Source organism: Piscirickettsia litoralis (assembly GCF_001720395.1).
Classification (GTDB): Bacteria; Pseudomonadota; Gammaproteobacteria; order Piscirickettsiales; family Piscirickettsiaceae; genus Piscirickettsia; species Piscirickettsia litoralis.
In genome coordinates this window covers 216,616-217,468 of record NZ_MDTU01000002.1, presented here as the reverse complement: position 1 = coordinate 217,468, position 853 = coordinate 216,616, and the positions used below count along the sequence as shown (strand labels likewise).

General features: G+C 39.9%; 1 protein-coding gene. It reads left to right on the top strand.

Annotated elements, in window-relative coordinates; translation table 11 throughout:
- Window positions 1–836: hypothetical protein (locus BGC07_RS16050; protein ID WP_235603466.1), on the top strand; the 836-nt coding region annotated here is incomplete at its 5' end.
- Window positions 837–853: the final 17 nt, after the last annotated feature.

Here is an 853-nt window from a genome sequence, read left to right as displayed (position 1 = left end):
CCGATCATCAATGGATGAATCTAGGAATTTCTATCGTGTTTAAAACTTTAATCTCAAGAACGTTAATAGCTTCTTTATCGGCCTGCATTGCTATTCCTGTTGTCGCAAAGCGTGTTGGAGAAGATCCGATTTATGTTTGCATTTACCGTACTGCAGGGACACCAGTGCCATCTCTTAAGGTTACGACTTCTACATCTGTCAAGGTGCAGTATGACTATGAGACAGGAGAGCCTTTCTATGGATCTGAAGTAGCAGTTGCAGATTCTAACAGTCAGCTAGGCTATAAAGACATTACGGATGAATCAACAGTACCACCTAATGAAGATTCGACTCCTTTAGCTGGTTCTACATATATAAATGAGGAAACTAACCCTGGTTTTTCTTCTCACTGGCTTGAACCAAGTTATTACACTTGTGTATACGCTGGAGCATTTGATGGTAAAGAGCATTTTTTTAGTCCATTCAAGATAGATTTAGAAATGTTTGAGTCTGGTAATAAAAGCCCAACATTTGTTAAATCTGCAGAAATTAATATCAGTACAACTGGGGCTGACAATTCAGCAACCCTTTCCAATGTCTCTGGAGAGGGGCTACTCCAAATTGGATATAGATCGTCAGGAACACAAGCAAACGTAAATACTCAGCATGCTTCAACAAGCTTTCCATTTTTTGGTTATGTAGCACCTTTGACTACGAACCAGATGAAAGACTTATCAACGACCTCGACAGGTGATAACGTACCTGATGCAAATAGTGGTATTAGTGGAAAACCTGGTGCCGCAATTTATGTGGTCTATACACCTTATGGGGTAGATGAGCTAAAAGAGCAAGATTAGCAGGATACTTATCTTTG